The sequence below is a fragment of the Xanthomonas sp. NCPPB 1638 genome (genome assembly GCF_041475635.2).
Lineage (GTDB): Bacteria > Pseudomonadota > Gammaproteobacteria > Xanthomonadales > Xanthomonadaceae > Xanthomonas > Xanthomonas cucurbitae.
This window is the reverse complement of the sequence record NZ_CM192984.1, coordinates 885,857-906,533: the sequence shown is the minus strand read 5'-3', so window position 1 is coordinate 906,533 and position 20,677 is coordinate 885,857. Positions and strand designations below refer to the sequence as shown.

The window sequence follows — 20,677 nt, the reverse complement described above, 5'->3', positions numbered from 1 at the left end:
CATGCACACGGCCCGGTCAGCTCCCCAGCGGCTGCGATGCGGCCTGTTGCTGCTTGCGCACGATCGCCATCGCGATCTCCAGCGACTGCTCGTAGTTCAATCGCGGATCCACGCTGGAGCGGTAGGCGCGTTCCAGATCGCGCTCGGTCAGCTCGCGCGCACCACCGGTGCACTCGGTGACATCCTCGCCGGTGAGCTCCAGATGCACGCCACCCAGTCGCGTACCGGCGGCCGCATGCAGGTCTAAGGAGGTTTCCACCTCGCTGCGGATATTGTCGAAACGCCGGGTTTTATAGCCGTTGCCGGTACTTTCGGTATTGCCGTGCATCGCATCGCAGACCCACAGTACCCGGCGCCCGTCACGCTTGACCGCATCCAGCAGCGGCGGCAACTTCTCGGCGATCTGCGCCGCGCCCATGCGGTGGATGAAACTCAACCGCCCGGGTTCGTCTTCCGGATTGAGCACATCGATCAGCCGCAGCAATTGGTCCGGCTGCACCGACGGGCCGACCTTGATCGCGATCGGGTTACGCACACCGCGCAGGTACTCCACATGTGCGCCGTCCAGCGCCGCCGTGCGCATGCCGATCCACGGGTAGTGCGTACTGAGGTTGAACCAGCCCCACTGGCGCGGCACCTGCCGGGTCAACCCTTCCTCGTAGGGCAGCAGCAATGCCTCGTGCGAGGTGTAGAAATCGATCCGGTTGAGGTTGTACACCTCCGCCCCGGATAGGGTTTCCATGAAGCGCACGGCATCGCCGATCGAGGACACCATCTTCTGGTAGTCCGCCGCCAACGGCGAATAGCCCACCCAGTCCAGATTCCAGTACTCCGGGTGATGCAGGTCGGCAAAGCCGCCATCGATCAGGGCGCGCACGAAATTCATCGTCATCGCCGAGCGCGAATGCGCGGTAATCATGCGGCGCGGATCGGGCACGCGCGCGGCCTGCGTAAACGCCGGCGCATTGATGACATCGCCGCGATAACTCGGCAGGCTCACCCCGTCGCGGGTCTCGGTGTCGGCCGAACGCGGCTTGGCGTACTGCCCGGCAAAGCGTCCGACCCGCACCACCGGCAGGCGCAGGCCATGCACCAGCACCAGGCTCATCTGCAGCAGCACCTTCAGGCGGTTGGAGATGGTGCCCGATTCGCAATCGCTGAAATTCTCCGCGCAATCGCCGCCCTGCAGCAGGAAGCGCTTGCCTTCCTGCGCCTCGGCCAGCTGACGCTTGAGCGCAAAGATCTCCCACGAGGTCACCAGCGGCGGCAGCTGCCGCAGCTCGTCCACGGCCGCCTGCAAGGCATCCGGGTCCGGATAGACCGGCAACTGCAATGCCGGTCGATCGCGCCAGCTGGCGGGCGCCCACGACGAGGTTGCAGAATCGGAAACGGTAGCGGGCGTGGAAGGATTCATCGACAAAGCTCCTGGACAGCCCGTGATGGTCGCAGAGCAGGCGCGCCACGCAAAGCGTTCCCTGCCATGAGCAAGGCCCGCCGTGGTCGATCACCCCCATGCCAGCAGCGGACGCGACTGAATGGCGAACAACGCGCAGCGGCAAGCATGACTTCCGGCCTAGGCCAGCACCCGCCGGCAGGCGGAGTGTTATGCAATAACACCTTCCCGCCCACCCAGTGCTGCGACTTGCCATGACCCCTCGCCTTCTCACCGCCGCAATCGTCTCCATCCTGTTGTCGTCCGCCACCGGCGCGGTACTGGCCGCCGATGCCTTCCCCCAGCAGACCACCGAGCTGGACACCGTCAATGTCACCGCCAAGCTCGAAGCGGCGCGCAACGCCTTGTCGCCGGACATCGGCAGCAGTCAGTTCGTCATCACCGCCGACGACATCGACCGTCTGCCACTAGGCGCCTCCACGCCACTCAACCAGGTGCTGCTGCAGGCACCGGGCGTGGTGCAGGATTCGTATGGCGGCATCCATGTCCGTGGCGACCATGCCAACCTGCAGTACCGCATCAACGGCGTGATGCTGCCCGAGTCCATCTCCGGCTTCGGCCAGAGCCTGGAACCGCGCATCATCAAGAACCTCAAGCTGCTCAATGGCGCACTGCCGGCGCAGTTCGGCGACCGCACCGCCGCCGTGGTCGACATCACCACCAAAAATGGCGCCGAACTGGGCAATGGCGGCAGCGTTGGCATCACCGGCGGTTCCTACGACACGGTCAACCCGAATGCATCGCTCTGGGGCAGCAGTGGGCGCTGGAGCTGGTTCGTGACCGGCGACTACGAGCAGAACACGCACGGCCTGGAGAACCCGACCGACACCCGCTCGCCGGAGCACGACAAGACCCATCAAGGCAAAGGCTTTGCCGACCTGAGTTACCTGGTCAACGAGGACACCCGCCTCAGCCTGCTGGTCGGTTATGCCAACAACCGCTTCCAGATTCCCAACAATCCCGACCAGACCCCGGCGTTCGATTACCTGGGCACGACCGATTTCGACTCGTCCCGTCTGAGGGAAAACCAGCGCGAGAACACGCGGTTTGGCACATTGGCACTCCAGGGCACGCTCGGCGAAACCAACTATCAACTCTCCGCCGGCCAGCGCTACAGCAGCGTGGCCTTCTCGCCCGATGTCGCCGGAGATCTGATCTTTAATGGCGTCGCTTCACAGGTGAACCGCAGCAATCGCGCCAACACCGTGCAAGCCGACTTCTCCACCCCCTGGGGCGGTTCGCACACCTTGCGTTATGGCCTGTACGGCAATTTCGAACACGCCATCGCCAGCAACGACTCCTTTGCTTTCCCGGCCGATGCCGATGGCAACCAGAGCAGCAACGTGCCGCTGTTCATTCCGGACGGCAGCCGCTTCCATGCCAGCACCTATGCACTCTATCTGCAGGACGAGTGGAAGATCGGCGACGACTGGATCGTCAACTACGGCGTACGCGGTGACCGTTATAAGGCCTTCGGCGCCACAGAAGGCCAGCTCAGCCCACGCCTGGGTGTGGTCTGGAAAGCCAGCGAGAGCACCACTGTGCACGCCGGCTATGCGCGCTATTTCACCCCCCCGGCCAGCGAGCTGATCTCCACCAGCGATATCGCCTTGTACGACGGCACCACCAACCAGCAATCCACCGGCGGCGGCCCCACCACGCCGCTGAGCGAGCGCAGCAACTACTACGATCTGGGCATCTCGCAAATGGTGGGCGATCACCTGACGCTGGGTCTGGATACCTATTATCGCACCGCCGACCGCTTGCAGGACGAAGGCCAGTTCGGCGCCGCCTACGTCTACTCCACCTTCAACTATCGCCAGGGCCGCATCCGCGGCACCGAGTTCAGCGCCGGCTACAGCAACGGCCCGGTGACCGCCTATTTCAACCTGGCCTACAGCAAGGCGATGGGCAAGCAGGTCATGACCAGCTTGTACAACTTCGATCCAGATGCCTTGGCGTATGCATCCACCAACTGGATCCACCTGGACCACGACCAGAAACTGACCTCCTCCGCCGGCATTACCTACGCCATTGGTGACAGCAGCAGGGTGGGCGCGAACTACCTGTATGGCAGTGGCCTGCGCACCGATACCGACACCGTGCCCAATGGCGGCGAGCTGCCCTCGTACTTCCAGCTCAATCTGAGCGCGGGACATGACTTCGCACTCAGCAGCACGCATCCACTGCACGCCCAGCTTGCCGTGCTCAATGCACTGGATCGCAGCTATCAACTGCGCGACGGCGGCGGCATCGGGGTGTTCGCGCCGCAATGGGCGCCGCGCCGCGGGGTCTATCTGAGCCTGCAACAGGACTTCTGACCACAACCGCAACCTCGCGGATGGAGCCGGCTGCCCCGGCTCCATCCGACTGCTGCACCAGCTGCGCACATCACCCTGATCGGCCCCTCAAGCGCCGCCGCGCCAGGCACCACCACGATGCACCACCCGCTAGTGATGCACTGAAGTGCGACGTGCCTTGAAACCGGCGTACAGCGCCCACAACGCCAGCATCACGAACCACACCATGCTCCACATCGGCATGCTCAGGCCCAGGAAGCGCCAGTCGATGTTGCCGCAGTCACCGGTGCCGGTCAGCACCGTGCGGAACACCTCGAACGGCCCCATCGTCTCGCTCAGAAAACTCAGCGGCGGGCCACACGAGGACATCATGTCCTTGGGCCGGATCTGCACCCAGACATGCCGCGCGGCGATGCCCATGCCCACGCCGGCAGCGATGAAGCTCAACACGCCATAGACCTTGCGCCCGCCTGCGGCACGCGGCCCGTGCAGGGCACCGAGCAGGAACAACACTGCCAGCGCCGCAAACGCGATTCGCTGGAAAATGCACAGCGGGCAAGGCTCCAGCCCCAGATGCAGCTGCACGTAGATCGCGTAAGCCAGCAGTCCCGCACAGGCCAGAAAGCCCAGTAGAAACTGCGCCCGAAACCCCCAACGCAATGGATTCATCGTGACTGCTTGCCTAGGATCGAAGCCCGATTATCAATCATCGCCGCGGCCCTGACCACGCATGCCCTGCCCTGCTCCATCGCACACCGCGAGGCGCCCTGCATTCCCGCGGCAGCGCATCGCCAGGCGATGGACTCCACGGCCATCGAGCAGGCATCAACGCAACCACGCCGGCAAGGAACCCTGGTATGGCAACGCCACCGCTCTGGAGTCGGCCGGTGCCCAAGCAGGCAGTGGCCAGGACACGTCCAATACCCCGCACCGCCGGCCCGAATCGATACCGCACATAACAAAAAGCCCGGCAATGCCGGGCTTTTCGAGAATCTTGATAGAGCGACCCGATTACTCGGCCACTTCCTCAGCCACGACCGGGCGGTCGACCAGCTCGACATACGCCATCGGCGCATTGTCGCCAGCGCGGAAGCCGGCCTTCAGGATGCGCAGGTAGCCGCCGGGACGGGTCGCGTAACGCGGGCCCAGTTCAACGAACAGCTTGCCCACCGCTTCCTTGTCGCGCAGACGCGCGAACGCCAGACGACGATTGGCTACGCCATCGATCTTGCCGATGGTGATCAGCGGCTCGGCGACGCGACGCAGTTCCTTGGCCTTCGGCAAGGTGGTCTTGATCAGCTCGTGCTTGAACAGCGAAGCAGCCATATTGCGGAACATGGCTTCGCGGTGCGCACTGGTGCGGTTGAACTTACGACCGGATTTCTGGTGACGCATGAGTATGATTTCCTAAGGAATGTTGAGACTGCTTCAGAGACGTTGTCGCCATCCTGGCGCTGTTGAATGGACTGCGGCTGGTCCGAACCGGCCGTCCTTCGACCGGATGTCACCGCGGGCTTCGGCCCGTCGATGAGAAAAACGGCATGGGCGCCCGAAGACGCCCATGCGATGACACATTAACCAAGCATGCCATGCTGGGCGACACCGGCCGGCGGCCAGTTCTCCAGCTTCATGCCCAGTGCAAGGCCGCGCTGTGCCAGCACTTCCTTGATTTCGGTGAGCGACTTCTTGCCCAGATTCGGGGTCTTAAGCAACTCCACTTCGGTCTTCTGGATCAGATCACCGATGTAGTAGATGCTCTCGGCCTTCAGGCAGTTAGCCGAACGCACGGTCAGCTCGAGGTCGTCGATCGGGCGCAGCAGCACCGGATCCACGCCGCTGGCAGCCGGCTTGGCCGCACCACGATCGCGGTGGGTGAAGTCGCCGAACACCGACAGCTGATCGCTGAGGATGTCGGCGGCAGTGCGCACGGCTTCCTCGGCATCGATCGTGCCGTTGGTCTCGATATCGATGACCAGCTTGTCGAGGTCGGTACGCTGTTCGACGCGCGCAGCTTCCACGGCATAGGCAACGCGACGCACCGGCGAGAACGACGCATCCAGCATCAGACGACCGATGGTGCGGGTCTCTTCATCCGGACGACGACGCGCAGCCGCCGGCTGGTAGCCGAAACCACGCTCGATCTTCAGGCGCATGTTCAACGCGGTGTCCTTGGTCAGGTGGCAGATCACGTGGTCGCCGTTGATGATCTCAACGTTGTGATCGGTCCTGATGTCGGCCGCAGTGACCGTGCCCGGACCCTGCTTGGACAACGACAGCGTCGCGCTGTCGCCACTGTGCATGCGAATGGCCACGTCTTTCAGGTTGAGCAGGACGTCCAGCACGTCTTCCTGCAAACCCTCGACCGTGGTGTACTCGTGCAGCACGCCGTCGATCTCGACCTCGGTGATCGCAAAACCGGGGATCGACGACAACAGCACACGACGCAGGGCATTGCCCAGCGTGTGCCCGTAACCGCGCTCCAAGGGTTCGATCACGACCTTGGCACGGTTGTCGGTAAGACGTTCGATCTGCGGACCACGGGGGCGCAGAACCTGGTTGGCGGTAACCGTCATGTTGCGGGGTCTCCTGCGAACCTCCGGCAGTGCCGGAGGCTCTCCAATGTGAATTACTTCGAATACAACTCGACGATCAGCGCTTCGTTGATATCCGAAGGCAGGTCAGCGCGATCCGGAACGGCCTTGAACACGCCGCTGAACTTCTTCGAATCGACTTCAACCCACGACGGCGTCATGTCGTGCTGCTCAGCCACGGTCAGGGCTTCCTGCACGCAGAGCTGCTTCTGTGCTTTTTCCGACAGCGTGATCGCATCGCCAGCCTTGATCTGGTACGAGGCCAGATTCACCGACTTGCCATTGACCAGCACGCCACGGTGCGACACCAGCTGGCGCGCGGCCGGACGGGTGACGGCAAAGCCCATGCGGTAGCACACGTTGTCCAGACGGGTTTCCAGCAACTGCAGCAGGTTCTCGCCGGTATTGCCCTTCTTGGTCGAGGCCTTCTTGTAGTAGTTGCGGAACTGACGCTCGAGCAGACCGTAGATACGCTTGACCTTCTGCTTCTCACGAAGCTGGGTTGCGTAATCAGACAGCTTGCCCTTACGGGCAGTCGCGCCGTGCTGGCCGGGCTTTTGCTCCAGCTTGCACTTGGAGTCCAGCGCACGCGCCGGGCTTTTGAGGGAAAGGTCGGCGCCTTCGCGGCGGGCGAGCTTACAGGTAGGACCGATATAACGAGCCATTTCTTATCGCTCCCTTTAGACGCGACGCTTCTTCGGCGGACGGCACCCGTTGTGCGGGATTGGCGTCACGTCGATGATGTTGGTGATCTTGTAGCCCACGTTGTTCAACGAACGCACGGCCGACTCACGGCCCGGACCCGGACCCTTGATACGCACTTCCAGCGACTTCACGCCGTAGTCGAGCGCAGCGCGGCCAGCCTTTTCGGCGGCAACCTGAGCAGCGAACGGGGTCGACTTGCGCGAACCACGGAAACCGGCGCCGCCGGACGTAGCCCACGACAGCGCATTGCCCTGGCGATCGGTGATGGTGACGATGGTGTTGTTGAACGAAGCGTGGACGTGCGCAACGCCGTCAGTGATGACGCGCTTGATCTTCTTCTTCGTTTTCTTTTCTGCTGGCTTGGCCATGATCTATCCCTTACTTCCTGATCGCCTTGCGCGGACCCTTGCGGGTGCGGGCGTTGGTACGGGTGCGCTGACCACGCAGCGGGAGACCACGGCGATGACGCAGACCGCGATAGCAGCCCAGGTCCATCAGTCGCTTGATCGCGACACCGATTTCGCGGCGCAGGTCGCCTTCGACGACATACTTGCCGACTTCGGCGCGCAGGCGCTCGATTTCGGGTTCGGACAGATCACGAATCTTCGTGGTCGAGGTAACGCCTGCGGATTCGCAGAGCTTCCTCGAACGGGTACGGCCGATGCCGTAGATGCTTTGCAACCCGACCCAGACGTGCTTCTGGGCTGGCAGGTTGACGCCTGCAATACGCGCCATGACGCGATTCTCCAACTGAGTGATGGCCCGACGGCGCCCAGGCGCCATCCGGCAGGATGGATCAAAGTGAAATCGGAATTGTAGCAAGGCCTCGGATTGCTTTGAAGCCCGTGAAACCAGAGGTTCCATGGACCCGGCGTGGGGAGTGTGCCCTCGCTCCGGCGCCGGACGGTGTTGATCCGGAAAAACACTCCGAATCGCCTGTACTACTCCCGCACAGGACCACCCCGTCTCACCCGCACGCGAGACGTCGCGCGAGCCGCCCTTCTGATCGGAAGATCGTGGCCCGGGAACCAGGCCGTCTTCACGTAATGAAAATCTAGTGTACCACTTAACCGCGCGCAAGACCGCCGCGTGACCCACCCTTCAGGTTGGCTTTCTTCAGCAAGCTCTCATACTTGTGCGACATCAGATGCGCCTGGATCTGCGCAATGAAGTCCATCACCACCACCACCGCGATCAACAGCGACGTGCCACCGAAGTGGAAGGAGGTACCGAGCTGCGTGCGCATGATTTCCGGCAACAGGCAGACGATCACCAGGTACAGCGAACCGGCTGCGGTCAGGCGCGTCAGCACGCCATCCACGTAGTCGGCGGTCGCCTTGCCCGGACGGATGCCGGGAATCAACGCGCCAGACTTCTTGAGGTTGTCAGCGGTTTCCTGCGAGTTGAACACCAGCGCGGTGTAGAAGAACGCAAAACCAATAATCAGCGCGGCGAACACCAGCATGTGCACCGGCTCACCGGGCCCGAGCGCATTGGCGATCTTCTGCAGCCACGAACCCACACCACCCGAAGCCGCCTGGCCAGACCACATCGACAGCGTAGCGGGAAAAGCCAGAATGCTGGAGGCGAAGATCGGCGGAATCACGCCGGCCATATTGAGCTTGAGCGGCAGGAACGAGGTCTGGTTCATGTACGCATTGCGACCGCCCTGGCGGCGCGCGTAGTTGACCGTGATACGTCGCTGCCCACGCTCGACGAACACCACGAACAGCGTAAACGCCAGGATGGTGATGACGATCAGCAACAGCGAAATGAAGCTCAGGTTGCCTTCGCGGAACGCTTCGACGGTCTGGATCGCCGCCGACGGAAGACCTGCAACGATGCCGGCGAAGATGATCAACGACACACCGTTGCCGATGCCACGCTCGGTAACCTGCTCACCCACCCACATCAGGAAGATGGTACCCGCCGTCAGGGCGATCACTGCGGTCAGCACGAAACCCATGCCCGGTGCATACACCACCGGAGCGCCGCCCGGCGCGGTCTGGTTCTGCAGCGCAAGCGCGATACTGCCGCCCTGCACCACCGCCAGCAATACAGCACCGATGCGCGAATACTGGGTGATCTTGCGTCGACCGGACTCGCCTTCCTTCTGCATCGCCTTGAGGGCGGGAAAGATATGCGTGGCCAACTGGATCACGATCGATGCCGAGATGTACGGCATCACGTTCAACGCAAAAATACTGAAACGGTGCAAGGCGCCGCCCGAGAACATGTTGAACATGTCCACGATGCCGCCGCCCTGCGCCTGCATCAACGAAAGCATGGCATCGGGATTGACGCCCGGCACCGGCACGTAGCAGCCAATGCGATAGACGATCAATGCCCCGAGGACGAACAGTAGCCGCTGGCGAAGTTCCGTGAACTTGCCGAGCCCGCCACCGAGGTTACCAATGCCAGCCTGCGCCATCTGCCGATTACTCCTCTACGCTGCCGCCGGCAGCTTCGATTGCCGCCTTGGCGCCTGCGGTTGCCGCAACGCCCTTCAGCACGAACTTCTTGCTCAGCTCGCCCTTCAGCACGACCTTCGCCTTCTTGGCGCGGCTCGGGACCAGATTGGCCGCACGCAGCGCTGCGAAATCGACGGTGCCGGCGTCCAGCTTGTCCAACTGGTAGGACAACACTTCAGCGGTGTCGCGCGCCATCTTGGAGCGGAAACCGATCTTGGGCAGACGGCGCTGCATCGGGGTCTGGCCGCCTTCGAAGCCGGCCTTGATCTTGCCGCCACCCTTACGGGCGAACGAACCCTTGTGACCGCGACCAGCGGTCTTGCCGAGACCCGAACCGATACCACGGCCGACGCGGGTGCGCTCGGTGCGTGCGCCATCGGCGGGCTTGAGGTCATTAAGACGCAGAGTCATTGGATTACTCCTCAACCTTGACGAGATAGTGAACCGTATTGATCAGGCCACGCACCTGCGGGCTGTCCTTCAGTTCACGCACATCGTTGAGCTTATTCAGGCCCAACGCACGCACCGACAGGCGGTGACGCGACTGGGTTCCACGCAGGCCACGCACCAGGCGCACCTTCACGGTCTTGCTGGTGTCCTTAGCCATGGTTGAGCTCCTCCACCTTCTTGCCGCGCTTGGCCGCAACGCGGGCCGGCGACTGCACTTCCGACAGACCCTTCAGGGTGGCACGGACCAGGTTGATCGGATTGCGCGAACCAACAGCCTTGGCCAGCACGTTCTTCACGCCAACTGCCTCGAGCACGGCGCGCATCGCACCGCCGGCAATGACGCCGGTACCTTCGGAAGCCGGCTGCATGTACACGCGTGCGGCGCCGTGGCCGGACTTGACCGCATGCCACAAGGTGCCGTTGTTCAGATCCACAGTAGCCAGGTTCTTGCGCGCCTGCTCCATCGACTTCTGGATGGCGACCGGCACTTCGCGCGCCTTGCCATAACCGAAACCGACCTTGCCCAGACCATCGCCGACCACGGTCAGCGCGGTAAAGGTGAACTGGCGACCGCCCTTGACCGTCTTGCTGACGCGATTGACCGCGACCAGCTTTTCGATCATGCCATCGTCGACTTTCTCTTCGCGGTTACGGTCGCGATCACGACCCCGCGGTGCACGTTCTTCTGCCATCTTGATTCCTTGATTGATTGAGTATGTACGGCTCGAAGCCGCTTATGGTTGTGGAGTGACACGGTGTTCCCGATACCGCTGCAAAAGAACGGGTCGGTCCGGCTTCTACCCTGCCGGCGGAACGCAAGGGCGGCATGAGGCCACCCTTGCAGCAGGACTTAGAACTGCAGGCCGCCTTCGCGAGCTGCATCGGCCAGCGCCTTGATGCGGCCATGGTAGCGGTAACCCGAGCGGTCGAATGCGACCTTCTCGATACCCGCCGCCTTGGCGCGCTCGGCGATCAGCTTGCCGACCTTGACGGCCGCATCGCTGTTCTTGCCGTTCTTCAGCCCATCCTTGACGTCGGCCTGCAGGGTATTCGCCGCAGCGATCACCTTGGAACCGTCGGCAGTGAAGACCTGCGCATACAGATGCTGACCGGTGCGCAGCACCGACAGACGCGCGACGCCCAGCTCGCGGATGTGTGCACGGGTCGACTTGGCGCGACGCAGGCGGGCGATGTTCTTGTTGATGCTCATGATATTTATCCTACGAAAGCTGAAGGAAAACAGGCTTGTACATTGAGAAGTCCGGCCATGGATGGCCGGGCTCCTCGCAGAGGGACCTGCCTTACGCCTTCTTGGCTTCCTTGCGAATGATGACTTCACCGGCGTACTTCACACCCTTGCCCTTATAGGGCTCCGGCGGACGGAAACCGCGGATCTTGGCGGCGACCTCGCCAACGCGCTGCTTGTCGGTGCCCTGGACCACGATTTCGGTCTGGCTCGGGGTCGACAGCGTGATGCCTTCCGGCGCCACGAACACCAGCGGGTGCGAGAAACCGAGCGCCAGGCTCAGGTCCTTGCCCTGCATGGCAGCACGGTAACCGACGCCAACCAGCTCGAGCTTGCGCTCGAAGCCTTCGGACACGCCCTTGACCATATTGGCCAGGATGGCGCGCACGGTGCCGGTGATGGCCATCTGCGAAGGATCGTTGGCCGACAGGGTGGCAACGTCACCATCGACGGCGACTTCCACGCCGTTCGGCTTGGCCAGGGTCAACGTGCCCTTCGGGCCCTTGACGCTGACCAGGGTGGGCTGGACGTTGAGCTCAACACCCTTCGGAAGGGACACAGGCTTCTTGGCTACACGGGACATGTTCGACTCCTTCCCTTAGGCCACGAAGCACAGGACTTCACCACCAACGCCGGCTTCGCGAGCCTGTGCGTCAGTCATGATGCCTTTCGACGTGGAGATGATGGCGATACCCAGGCCACCCAGGACCTTGGGCAGCTCGGTCTTGCCGCGGTACTGACGCAGACCCGAGCGCGAGAAACGCTTCAGGGTCTCGATGACCGGACGGCCTTCGAAATACTTCAGCACGATTTCCAGCTCCGACTTGTTGTTTTCGGTGGCCGTAACGCGCAGGTCAGTGATGTAACCCTCGTCCTTCAGGACCTGGGCGATCGCTACCTTGATCTTGGACGACGGCAATTTCACCGTCTGCTTACCAACCGCGGCCGCATTCTTGATGCGAACCAGCAGGTCGGCGATGGGATCAGTCATGCTCATATGAGTACCTTTGAGTGCACCGATATCCGCTTTCGCGAAAATCTTGTGTTTTCCTGGGGATGGGCCAGGACCCTTGACGCCATGCCAGGCCCGTACGGGCAAGACAGAAGCGGAAGTATACGACAAAAGAGCCCGACTTACGCCGGACTCCCCTGTTGGACAGGACAAACCTGCCCGGACCAGCCGCGAGCGGCCGGAGTGCTGTTACCAGCTTGCCTTGCGCAGGCCGGGAACGTCGCCGTTCATCGTGGCCTTGCGGAGCATGTTGCGACCCAGGCCGAACTTGCGGTAGACACCGCGCGGACGACCGGACAGCTCGCAACGGTTGCGGTGGCGGCTCGGCGACGAATCGCGCGGCAGCTTCTGCAACTTGGTCGATGCATCGATCTTCTCTTCGTAGGACGCATCCTGGCTGGAGAGGATCTTCTTCAGCGCATCACGCTTGCCGGCGAATTTCTTCGCCAGCTTTGCACGCTTGATGTCGCGGTGGATCATGGAGGTCTTAGCCATGTCTCTAACCCTTAATTACGGAACGGAAACTTGAACGCTGCCAGCAGCGCCTTCGCTTCCGCATCCGTCTTGGCGGTGGTGGTGATGGCGATATCCATACCGCGGATCGCGTCGACGGCGTCGAAGTCGATTTCCGGGAAGATAATCTGCTCCTTCACACCCATGTTGAAGTTGCCACGACCGTCGAAGGAACGACCGGAAACACCACGGAAGTCGCGCACGCGCGGCAGCGAGATGTTGATCAAGCGATCCAGGAATTCGTACATCTTGGCGCGACGCAAGGTGGTCTTGCAGCCGATCGGCCAACCGTCGCGAATCTTGAACGATGCGACCGAAACGCGCGACTTGGTGACCACCGGCTTCTGGCCAGAGATCTTGGACATGTCGGCGACCGCATTTTCCAGAATCTTCTTGTTGGTAGCGGCCTCGCCCACGCCCATGTTGAGCGTGACCTTGACCAGCTTCGGCACTTCCATCGGATTGGTGTAGCCGAATTCCTTCATCAGGGCCGGCACCACGTTTTCCTTGTAAAACTTTTCGAGACGCGTATTCATGATCTCATTCCTCAGGCGTCGAGCGCCTCACCGCTGGAGCGGAACACACGCAATTTGCGTCCATCCTCCAGCACCTTGAAGCCAACGCGCTCGCCCTTGCCCGTTGCCGGGTTGACGATATTGACGTTGGAGATATGGATCGACGCTTCACGCTCGACCACGCCGCCGGCGACACCCGCCTGCGGGTTCGGCTTGGTGTGGCGCTTGATGACGTTGGCGTTGGAGACGATCACGCGATCGCCGTCCACACGCACCACTTCACCCTGCTTACCTTTGTCCTTGCCGGTGTTGATGACGACCTGGTCGCCCTTCTTGATACGGTTAGCCATGTGTATGTCCTCCGCTCACAGCACTTCGGGAGCGAGCGAGACGATCTTCATGAACTTCTCGGAACGCAGCTCGCGCGTCACCGGCCCGAAGATGCGGGTCCCGATCGGCTCCTGCTTGTTGTTCAACAGCACAGCGGCATTGCCATCGAAGCGGATCAGCGAACCGTCGGGACGGCGCACACCCTTGCGGGTACGCACCACGACGGCGTCGTAGACTTCGCCCTTCTTGACCTTGCCACGCGGGATGGCGTCCTTGACGGTCACCTTGATGATGTCGCCAATATGTGCGTAACGGCGCTTGGAGCCGCCCAGCACCTTGATGCACATCACTTCCTTGGCACCGGAATTGTCGGCGACATCGAGGTAGCTCTGCATCTGGATCATGATTCAGATCTCCCTTATTCGGCCGAACGGGTGACGATTTCGACCACCCGCCAGTTCTTGGTCTTGGACATCGGAGCAATCTCGGTCACCCGCACGACATCGCCTTCATTGCAGGCGTTGTCGGCGTCGTGCGCGTGCAGCTTGGTCGAGCGCTTGATGTACTTGCCGTACAGCGCATGCTTGACCTGGCGCTCCACCAACACGGTGACCGTCTTGTCCATCTTATTGCTGACGACACGGCCTTCGACCGTGCGCAGCGTTTGCTTTTCGTTGTTGTCGCTCATCGCGGCCGTCCTTACTGGGTGCTGCCGAGCAGGTGCTTGACGCGAGCAATCTCGCGGCGCACCCGGCGGGTTTCGTGGGTCTTCGGCAGCTGGCCGGTGACCTGCTGCATACGGAGCGAGAACTGCTCCTTACGCAGATCGATCAGGTGGGCCTTCAGTTCGTCAGCCGACTTTTCGCGGAGTTGTTTGATATCCATCAGCGCACCGTCCGGGTCACGAAAGTGGTGGTCACCGAGAGCTTGGCAGCGGCAAGGCGGAACGCCTCGCGTGCGGTCTCTTCGGGGATCCCCTCGATTTCATAGATCATGCGGCCCGGCTGAATCTGCGCGACCCAGTACTCCACATTGCCCTTACCGGAGCCCATGCGGACTTCGATCGGCTTCTTGGTGATCGGCTTGTCGGGGAACACACGGATCCACATCTTGCCGCCCTTCTTGACGTGGCGGCTGATCGTGCGGCGTGCTGCTTCAATCTGGCGCGCGGTCAGCTGACCGTGCGCCGTGGCCTTGAGGCCGTATTCGCCGAAGCTGACGGCGTTTCCGCTCCATGCCAGGCCGTCGTTACGGCCCTTGTGCATCTTGCGATATTTGGTTCGCTTGGGTTGCAACATTGCCGTTACCTCGCTTCACGAGCCGGGCGCGACGGGCGGTCACCACGGTCGCCGCGATCATTACGATCGTTGCGCGGGCTGTCGTCCTGCTTTTCCTGGCCAACCTGGGAGAAGTCGAAGACCTCGCCCTTATAGATCCAGACCTTGATGCCGATGATGCCGTAGGTCGTGGACGCCTCGGCAAAACCGTAATCAATGTCGGCACGGAGCGTGTGCAGCGGCACGCGGCCTTCGCGGTACCACTCCGAACGGGCGATTTCTGCACCGTTGAGGCGGCCACCGACGTTGACCTTGATGCCCAGCGCGCCCACGCGCATCGCGTTACCAACCGAGCGCTTCATTGCGCGGCGGAACATGATGCGACGCTCAAGCTGCTGCGCGATCGACTCGGCAACCAGCTGCGCGTCCAGCTCGGGCTTGCGCACTTCGGTGACGTTGATGTGCGCCGGAACGCCCATCAGCTCGCTCACTTCCTTACGCAGCTTCTCGATGTCCTCGCCACGCTTGCCGATCACCACGCCCGGACGGGCGGTGTGAATGGTCACGCGGGCGGTTTTGGCAGGGCGCTCGATCAAGATCTTGCTGATGCCTGCCTGCGCGAGTTTCTTGCGCAGCATTTCACGCACTTTCAGGTCGGCAGCCAGGTAACCGGCGAACTCGGCCTTGTTTGCGTACCACTTGGAATTCCAGTCCTTGGCGATGCCCAGGCGAATTCCAGTCGGATGAACTTTATGACCCATGGTCTTTTCCTTTCCGCTTACTTGGCGGCGCCCACAACCACAGTGATGTGGCTGGTGCGCTTGAGGATGCGGGTACCGCGGCCTTTCGCCCGCGCCATGAAACGCTTCAGGGAGGGACCCTCATCAACCATGATGGTCTTGACCTTCAGCTCGTCGACATCCGCGCCCTGATTGTTCTCGGCATTGGCAATCGCCGACTCCACAACCTTTTTGATCAGGTGCGCAGCCTTTTTATCCGAGAACTTCAGCAGATTGACCGCACGTTCGGCGGACAAACCACGCACCTGGTCGGCGACCAGGCGGGCCTTCTGCGGGGAGATGCGCGCGGTGCGCAGGATTGCTTTCGCTTCCATCGTCATCTCTCCTTACCTGCTCGACTTCTTGTCGCCACCGTGACCCTTGAAGGTCCGGGTGACGGCAAATTCGCCGAGCTTGTGGCCGACCATATTCTCGTTGACGAGCACCGGAATGTGGTTCTTGCCGTTATGCACGGCGATGGTGATGCCTACCATTTGCGGCAGGATCATCGAACGGCGCGACCAGGTCTTGATCGGCTTCTTGCTACCCGTAGCAGACTCCACCTTCTTGGCAAGGTGGTGATCGACGAACGGGCCCTTCTTGAGTGAACGTGCCATGGTCGATTAGCCCCTACGATCGCGGACGATGAACTGCTGGGTGCGCTTGTTCTTGCGCGTCTTGTAACCCTTGGTCGGAACACCCCACGGGGTGACCGGATGGGGATTACCCTGGCCAGCCTTGGCCTCACCACCACCGTGCGGGTGATCGACCGGGTTCATGGCCGCACCGCGAACGGTCGGGCGAACACCGCGCCAACGCTTGGCGCCGGCCTTGCCCAGCTTCTCGAGGTTGTGCTCGTCGTTGCCGACTTCGCCGATGGTGGCGCGGCACTCGACCGGCACCTTGCGCATTTCGCCCGAGCGCAGGCGCAGCGTGGCGTAGATGCCTTCGCGAGCGACCAGCTGGACGGCTGCACCGGCAGCACGTGCGATCTGAGCGCCCTTACCCGGCTTCAGCTCGATACCGTGAACCGTCGTACCGACCGGGATGTTGCGCAGCGGCAGCGTGTTGCCGGTCTTGATCGGTGCATTGGCACCGGCAATGACCTGGTCGCCTGCCTTCAGGCCCTTGGGGGCGATGATGTAGCGGCGCTCGCCGTCGACGTAGCACAGCAGGGCGATATGGGCGGTACGGTTCGGATCGTATTCGATCCGCTCCACACGCGCCGGAATGCCTTCCTTGTTGCGCTTGAAGTCGATGATGCGGTAGTGCTGCTTGTGGCCACCACCGACGTGACGCACGGTGATGCGGCCATGGTGGTTACGACCACCGGACTTGCTCTGCGAGTCGAGCAGCGCCGCATGCGGTGCGCCCTTGTGCAGATCGGGAGTAACCACGCGCACGGCGGAACGACGGCCGGGAGAGGTGGGTTTGAACTTCATCAATGGCATGGGATGGACCTCAGGCCTTGGCCGTTACGTCGATGGACTGACCATCGACCAGGCGGACGTACGCCTTGCGCCAATTGCCACGGCTGCCAGCACGGTTACGGAAGGACTTACTCTTGCCCTTGACGTTGACCACGTTGACGGCCTTGACCTTGACGTCGAACAGCTGCTCGACCGCGGCCTTTACATCGGCCTTGGTGGCTTCGTTCGAAACTTCGAAGACATACTGGTTGGAGATTTCCTGCAGGCGCGCGGTCTTTTCGGAGACTCGCGGAGCACGCAGCACGCTGAAGATTTTTTCGTTGCTGCTCATGCCAGCCACTCCTCGACCTTCTTGACCGCATCGGCGGTGATCACGACCGTATCGGCCCCGACCAGAGCGACCGGATCCAGACCCTGCACGTCACGCACCTGCACATACGGCAGATTGCGAGCGGACAGATACAGGTGCTCAGAGGCTTCTTCGGTGACGATCAGCGGGCGCTTGCCCACATCCAGCCCCTTCAGCTTCTCGATCAGACCCTTGGTCTTGGTCGCTTCGAGATCGAACGCATCGACGATCATCAGACGACCCTGACGGTTCAACTCGGAGAAGATCGCGCAGATGGCCGCGCGGTACATCTTGCGGTTGACCTTCTGCTCGAAGCTGCGCGGCTTGGCCGCGAAGGTCACACCACCGCCGACGAAGATCGGAGCCGTCAGCGCGCCATGACGCGCACCGCCGCCCTTCTGCTTCTTCGACTTCTTGGTCGTGCCCGCAACTTCCGAACGCGTCTTCTGTGCCTTGGTACCGGCGCGACCGGCGTTGCGATAAGCGACGACGACCTGGTGAACCAGATCCTCGCTGAATTCGCGACCGAACACGGCATCGGAGACCGAGACCTTGTTATTGCTACCCGTGATAACGAGTTCCATCGTCATCTCTCCTTATGCCTTGCTCGCCGGACGGACGATCACGTCGCCACCAGCTGCGCCAGGCACGGCGCCGCGGATAGCAATCAGACCACGCTCGACGTCGACCTTGACCACTTCCAGGTTCTGCGTGCTTTGCTGCACGGCGCCCATGTGGCCCGACATCTTCTTACCCGGGAAAACGCGACCCGGCGTCTGGCGCTGACCCAGCGAACCCGGCGCGCGATGCGACAGCGAGTTACCGTGGGTTGCGTCGCCCATACGGAAGTTGTAGCGCTTGATGGTGCCCTGGAAACCCTTACCCTTGGTGACGCCCTGGACGTCGACCTTCTGGCCGACCTCGAAGATGTCCGCCTTGATTTCGCCACCGACGGCGAAATCGCCGAGCTGGGCATCTTCAACGCGGAATTCCCACAGGCCGCGACCCGCTTCCACCTTCGCCTTGGCGAAGTGGCCTGCAGCCGGCTTGTTGACCAGCGCGGCACGACGGGCGCCAACGGTAATCTGCACGGCGCTGTAGCCGTCGGTTTCGACGGTCTTGATCTGCGCGATGCGGTTCGGAGTTGCTTCGATCAGCGTAACCGGCACCGAGCGGCCATCTTCAGTGAAGACGCGGCTCATGCCAGCCTTGCGGCCCACGAAGCCCAACGAATATTTCTTCGTCATGGTCGTAGTCCTCAGGTCAACTTGATCTGTACATCGACGCCAGCCGCGAGTTCGAGCTTCATCAGCGCGTCCACGGTCTTGTCGTTGGGGTCGACGATATCGAGCACACGCTTGTGCGTGCGGGTTTCGTATTGGTCACGCGCATCCTTGTCGGCATGCGGGGATACGAGGATGGTGTAACGTTCGATCTTGGTCGGCAGCGGGATCGGGCCACGCACTTGCGCGCCGGTCCGCTTGGCCGTTTCGACGATCTCGCTGGCCGAACGGTCGATCAAACGATGATCGAACGCCTTCAACCGAATCCGGATCTTTTGTTCCGACATGACGGAAGCTTCCTTCGTTAAAAGAGCGACGGGCAAGGCCTCTGGGATACCTGCCCCGATATTCCTGACGTTGATGAAATCGCCGCAATCCTGTCAGCGAGGGCATTTCCTCCGCCCAAAAACTGAGGCAGCCCGGTAAACCGGCCTGCCCAGACGGAAAAGTATAATGCGCAACTAAAGCACGGTCAACAACGCGTGAGTTGTTGAGTGCCCCATGCAACGCGACCTTCCCGGTCTGGCGAACACGAGCGGCATCCTGCCGTTCTTTTCGCTGTAACTCTGCGCCCTACCCAGGGACACCGAGCCGCGCATTATAGCGAGGTGTTTTCACTCGCGCAAGCGCGCTTCGATCAAAATCCAGCGACACCCGTTCAACCCACAAAAAAGGGCCGGCTTACGCCGACCCTTTCCGCTGCGCCGGCAACCGAAGTTCCCGGACTGCAGGCACGTCTTACTTGACGATCTTGGCAACCACGCCGGCGCCGACGGTGCGGCCGCCTTCGCGGATGGCGAAACGCAGACCTTCGTCCATCGCGACCGGGTTGATCAGGGTCACGACCATCTTCACGTTGTCGCCCGGCATCACCATTTCCACGCCTTCCGGCAGCTGGCAGGCGCCAGTGATATCGGTGGTGCGGAAGTAGAACTGCGGACGGTAGCCCTTGAAGAACGGGGTATGACGGCCACCCTCGTCCTTGGACAGCACGTAGACTTCGGCTTCGAACTCGGTGTGCGGCTTGATCGAACCCGGCTTGCACAGCACCTGACCACGCTCGACGTCGTCACGCTTGGTGCCGCGCAGCAGCAGACCGGCGTTGTCGCCTGCCTGGCCCTGGTCCAGCAACTTGCGGAACATTTCCACGCCAGTGACGGTAGTCTTCTGGGTGTCGCGGATACCGACGATTTCGATTTCGTCGCCCACCTTGATGATGCCGCGCTCGATACGACCGGTCACCACGGTGCCGCGGCCGGAGATCGAGAACACGTCTTCCACCGGCATCAGGAACGGACGATCGACGTCACGGGTCGGCTCCGGGATGAAGGTGTCGAGCGCGTCGACCAGCTTCAGGATCGCCGGCACGCCGATTTCGCTCTGATCGCCGTCCAGCGCCAGACGCGCCGAACCGTGGATGATCGGAGTGTCATCGCCCGGGAAGTCGTACTTGCTCAGCAGCTCGCGCACTTCCATTTCGACCAGCTCCAGCAGCTCGGCATCGTCGACCATGTCGGCCTTGTTCAGGAACACGACGATGTGCGGCACACCGACCTGACGCGAGAGCAGGATGTGCTCGCGGGTCTGCGGCATCGGGCCGTCGGCGGCCGAACACACCAGGATCGCGCCGTCCATCTGCGCTGCACCGGTAATCATGTTCTTGACGTAGTCGGCGTGGCCGGGGCAATCGACGTGTGCGTAGTGACGCTTTTCGGATTCGTACTCGACGTGCGCGGTCGAGATCGTGATGCCACGCGCCTTTTCTTCCGGCGCTGCGTCGATCGCGTCGTACGCCTTGAACTCACCACCGAAACGCTCTGCACCGATCTTGGTCAGCGCGGCGGTCAACGTGGTCTTGCCATGGTCAACGTGACCGATGGTGCCGACGTTCACATGTGGCTTGGTACGCGCAAATTTTACTTTTGCCATGACTTGCTACCTCTAATTGAAAAATTTTTGAAGCGGCTGAGCGA

31 protein-coding genes are annotated in these 20,677 nt (G+C 61.9%); 1 reads left to right on the top strand and 30 read right to left on the bottom strand.

The annotated features are described in order from the left end of the window. Positions 1–16: 16 nt before the first annotated feature. A complete protein-coding gene (locus tag ACCQ13_RS03910; protein ID WP_104604108.1) occupies positions 17–1,414 on the bottom strand; it encodes a class II 3-deoxy-7-phosphoheptulonate synthase in 1,398 nt (465 codons plus the stop codon). A gap of 233 nt (positions 1,415–1,647) precedes the next feature. On the opposite strand from ACCQ13_RS03910, the gene ACCQ13_RS03905 reads away from it, so the two are divergent. Continuing rightward, complete coding sequence (locus ACCQ13_RS03905; protein ID WP_159406667.1) at positions 1,648–3,774, top strand: TonB-dependent receptor; 2,127 nt, start codon at positions 1,648–1,650, stop codon at positions 3,772–3,774. A gap of 129 nt (positions 3,775–3,903) precedes the next feature. On the opposite strand, the gene ACCQ13_RS03900 is transcribed toward ACCQ13_RS03905, so the two are convergent. The 29 genes from ACCQ13_RS03900 to tuf all read right to left on the bottom strand — a co-directional run bounded on the left by ACCQ13_RS03900 (position 3,904) and on the right by tuf (position 20,633). Beyond that, complete coding sequence (locus ACCQ13_RS03900; protein WP_104604110.1) at positions 3,904–4,422, bottom strand: disulfide bond formation protein B; 519 nt, start codon at positions 4,420–4,422, stop codon at positions 3,904–3,906. A gap of 342 nt (positions 4,423–4,764) precedes the next feature. After that, the gene (rplQ, locus tag ACCQ13_RS03895) at positions 4,765–5,148 is read right to left on the bottom strand and encodes a 50S ribosomal protein L17 (protein WP_023902827.1); all 384 of its coding nucleotides are present in this window, start codon (positions 5,146–5,148) and stop codon (positions 4,765–4,767) included. Positions 5,149–5,327: 179 nt separating this feature from the next. Beyond that, the gene (locus ACCQ13_RS03890) at positions 5,328–6,326 is read right to left on the bottom strand and encodes a DNA-directed RNA polymerase subunit alpha (protein WP_002811635.1); all 999 of its coding nucleotides are present in this window, start codon (positions 6,324–6,326) and stop codon (positions 5,328–5,330) included. Positions 6,327–6,379: 53 nt separating this feature from the next. Further along, entirely contained in the window at positions 6,380–7,009 is a 630-nt protein-coding gene (gene rpsD, locus ACCQ13_RS03885; protein ID WP_104604111.1) for a 30S ribosomal protein S4, read from the bottom strand. A gap of 15 nt (positions 7,010–7,024) precedes the next feature. Then, positions 7,025–7,417, bottom strand: a complete 393-nt coding sequence (rpsK, locus tag ACCQ13_RS03880; RefSeq protein ID WP_003486671.1) for a 30S ribosomal protein S11 — start codon at positions 7,415–7,417, stop codon at positions 7,025–7,027. A 10-nt stretch (positions 7,418–7,427) separates the two neighbouring features. Beyond that, positions 7,428–7,784: a 30S ribosomal protein S13 gene (gene rpsM, locus ACCQ13_RS03875; RefSeq protein WP_104604120.1), complete on the bottom strand. Its 357-nt coding sequence runs from the start codon at positions 7,782–7,784 to the stop codon at positions 7,428–7,430. A gap of 331 nt (positions 7,785–8,115) precedes the next feature. Beyond that, complete coding sequence (secY, locus tag ACCQ13_RS03870; protein ID WP_104604112.1) at positions 8,116–9,480, bottom strand: preprotein translocase subunit SecY; 1,365 nt, start codon at positions 9,478–9,480, stop codon at positions 8,116–8,118. Between the two features lie 7 nt (positions 9,481–9,487). Next, positions 9,488–9,931 carry a 50S ribosomal protein L15 gene (gene rplO, locus ACCQ13_RS03865; protein WP_104604113.1) on the bottom strand — a complete coding sequence of 148 codons (444 nt, stop codon included), beginning with the start codon at positions 9,929–9,931 and terminating at the stop codon, positions 9,488–9,490. A gap of 4 nt (positions 9,932–9,935) precedes the next feature. Continuing rightward, complete coding sequence (gene rpmD / locus ACCQ13_RS03860) at positions 9,936–10,127, bottom strand: 50S ribosomal protein L30 (protein WP_024711764.1); 192 nt, start codon at positions 10,125–10,127, stop codon at positions 9,936–9,938. Beyond that, positions 10,120–10,662, bottom strand: coding sequence for a 30S ribosomal protein S5 (gene rpsE / locus ACCQ13_RS03855; protein WP_003486682.1), 543 nt, complete (start codon positions 10,660–10,662; stop codon positions 10,120–10,122). The genes rpmD and rpsE overlap by 8 nt, the downstream gene beginning before the upstream one ends. A 158-nt stretch (positions 10,663–10,820) precedes the next feature. Next, the gene (gene rplR, locus ACCQ13_RS03850) at positions 10,821–11,180 is read right to left on the bottom strand and encodes a 50S ribosomal protein L18 (protein ID WP_005993383.1); all 360 of its coding nucleotides are present in this window, start codon (positions 11,178–11,180) and stop codon (positions 10,821–10,823) included. Between the two features lie 91 nt (positions 11,181–11,271). After that, positions 11,272–11,799: a 50S ribosomal protein L6 gene (gene rplF, locus ACCQ13_RS03845; RefSeq protein ID WP_104604114.1), complete on the bottom strand. Its 528-nt coding sequence runs from the start codon at positions 11,797–11,799 to the stop codon at positions 11,272–11,274. A 15-nt stretch (positions 11,800–11,814) separates the two neighbouring features. Then, on the bottom strand, positions 11,815–12,213 hold the full coding sequence (rpsH, locus tag ACCQ13_RS03840) for a 30S ribosomal protein S8 (protein WP_010371096.1): 399 nt from the start codon (positions 12,211–12,213) through the stop codon (positions 11,815–11,817). Between the two features lie 204 nt (positions 12,214–12,417). Further along, entirely contained in the window at positions 12,418–12,723 is a 306-nt protein-coding gene (gene rpsN, locus ACCQ13_RS03835; protein WP_005917137.1) for a 30S ribosomal protein S14, read from the bottom strand. An 11-nt stretch (positions 12,724–12,734) separates the two neighbouring features. Next, on the bottom strand, positions 12,735–13,277 hold the full coding sequence (gene rplE, locus ACCQ13_RS03830; protein ID WP_010371090.1) for a 50S ribosomal protein L5: 543 nt from the start codon (positions 13,275–13,277) through the stop codon (positions 12,735–12,737). A gap of 11 nt (positions 13,278–13,288) precedes the next feature. Next, positions 13,289–13,606 (bottom strand): 50S ribosomal protein L24, encoded by a 318-nt coding sequence (rplX, locus tag ACCQ13_RS03825; RefSeq protein WP_003486696.1) that lies wholly within the window; start codon positions 13,604–13,606, stop codon positions 13,289–13,291. 15 nt (positions 13,607–13,621) lie between these two features. Further along, a complete protein-coding gene (gene rplN, locus ACCQ13_RS03820; RefSeq protein ID WP_003486699.1) occupies positions 13,622–13,990 on the bottom strand; it encodes a 50S ribosomal protein L14 in 369 nt (122 codons plus the stop codon). A gap of 14 nt (positions 13,991–14,004) precedes the next feature. Further along, positions 14,005–14,274, bottom strand: coding sequence for a 30S ribosomal protein S17 (gene rpsQ / locus ACCQ13_RS03815; protein ID WP_003486701.1), 270 nt, complete (start codon positions 14,272–14,274; stop codon positions 14,005–14,007). Positions 14,275–14,285: 11 nt separating this feature from the next. After that, entirely contained in the window at positions 14,286–14,471 is a 186-nt protein-coding gene (rpmC, locus tag ACCQ13_RS03810; RefSeq protein WP_104604115.1) for a 50S ribosomal protein L29, read from the bottom strand. Next, complete coding sequence (gene rplP / locus ACCQ13_RS03805) at positions 14,471–14,884, bottom strand: 50S ribosomal protein L16 (protein ID WP_003486706.1); 414 nt, start codon at positions 14,882–14,884, stop codon at positions 14,471–14,473. Before rplP ends, rpmC begins: the two co-directional genes overlap by 1 nt. Positions 14,885–14,889: 5 nt before the next feature. Further along, complete coding sequence (rpsC, locus tag ACCQ13_RS03800; protein ID WP_104584652.1) at positions 14,890–15,624, bottom strand: 30S ribosomal protein S3; 735 nt, start codon at positions 15,622–15,624, stop codon at positions 14,890–14,892. 17 nt (positions 15,625–15,641) lie between these two features. Then, a complete protein-coding gene (gene rplV / locus ACCQ13_RS03795) occupies positions 15,642–15,977 on the bottom strand; it encodes a 50S ribosomal protein L22 (protein WP_003486710.1) in 336 nt (111 codons plus the stop codon). A gap of 12 nt (positions 15,978–15,989) precedes the next feature. Then, positions 15,990–16,259: a 30S ribosomal protein S19 gene (rpsS, locus tag ACCQ13_RS03790; RefSeq protein WP_104604116.1), complete on the bottom strand. Its 270-nt coding sequence runs from the start codon at positions 16,257–16,259 to the stop codon at positions 15,990–15,992. A gap of 6 nt (positions 16,260–16,265) precedes the next feature. After that, the gene (gene rplB / locus ACCQ13_RS03785) at positions 16,266–17,093 is read right to left on the bottom strand and encodes a 50S ribosomal protein L2 (protein ID WP_003486715.1); all 828 of its coding nucleotides are present in this window, start codon (positions 17,091–17,093) and stop codon (positions 16,266–16,268) included. Positions 17,094–17,103: 10 nt separating this feature from the next. Continuing rightward, the gene (gene rplW, locus ACCQ13_RS03780) at positions 17,104–17,403 is read right to left on the bottom strand and encodes a 50S ribosomal protein L23 (RefSeq protein WP_002811694.1); all 300 of its coding nucleotides are present in this window, start codon (positions 17,401–17,403) and stop codon (positions 17,104–17,106) included. After that, the gene (gene rplD, locus ACCQ13_RS03775; RefSeq protein WP_010371054.1) at positions 17,400–18,005 is read right to left on the bottom strand and encodes a 50S ribosomal protein L4; all 606 of its coding nucleotides are present in this window, start codon (positions 18,003–18,005) and stop codon (positions 17,400–17,402) included. The genes rplW and rplD overlap by 4 nt, the downstream gene beginning before the upstream one ends. Before the next feature lie 12 nt (positions 18,006–18,017). After that, positions 18,018–18,668: a 50S ribosomal protein L3 gene (gene rplC, locus ACCQ13_RS03770; protein WP_005993363.1), complete on the bottom strand. Its 651-nt coding sequence runs from the start codon at positions 18,666–18,668 to the stop codon at positions 18,018–18,020. An 11-nt stretch (positions 18,669–18,679) separates the two neighbouring features. Further along, the gene (gene rpsJ, locus ACCQ13_RS03765; protein ID WP_003486723.1) at positions 18,680–18,991 is read right to left on the bottom strand and encodes a 30S ribosomal protein S10; all 312 of its coding nucleotides are present in this window, start codon (positions 18,989–18,991) and stop codon (positions 18,680–18,682) included. 451 nt (positions 18,992–19,442) lie between these two features. After that, on the bottom strand, positions 19,443–20,633 hold the full coding sequence (gene tuf, locus ACCQ13_RS03760) for an elongation factor Tu (RefSeq protein ID WP_159406666.1): 1,191 nt from the start codon (positions 20,631–20,633) through the stop codon (positions 19,443–19,445). Positions 20,634–20,677: the final 44 nt, after the last annotated feature.